1 pseudogene is annotated in these 288 nt (G+C 58.0%); it reads left to right on the top strand.

Going from position 1 to position 288, the window contains the following annotated elements:
- A pseudogene (gene trpC, locus BK660_RS32060) lies at window positions 1–254 on the top strand (indole-3-glycerol phosphate synthase TrpC); the annotation flags it as partial.
- Window positions 255–288 lie beyond the last annotated feature (34 nt).

Raw genomic sequence — 288 nt, 5'->3', positions numbered from 1 at the left:
ACCGTAACCTGCACACCTTCGACGTCAGCCTGGAAACCACCCTCGACCTGCTGCCGCGCATTCCGCGCGATCGTCTGGTGATTACTGAAAGCGGTATTCTCAACCGCGCCGATGTCGAGTTGATGGAAATCAGCGACGTGTATTCGTTCCTAGTGGGCGAAGCGTTTATGCGCGCCGAGAACCCTGGCACTGAATTGCAGCGTCTGTTCTTCCCGGAGCGTGGCACTTCCATCAGCGGTTCGACCCTCGACTGATTCGCTTCAGACCGAGTCGACGCAATCGCGAGCA

It is taken from the genome of Pseudomonas brassicacearum (assembly GCF_003732265.1).
GTDB lineage: Bacteria > Pseudomonadota > Gammaproteobacteria > Pseudomonadales > Pseudomonadaceae > Aquipseudomonas > Aquipseudomonas brassicacearum_D.
This window is presented reverse-complemented; position numbering and strand designations above follow the sequence as displayed.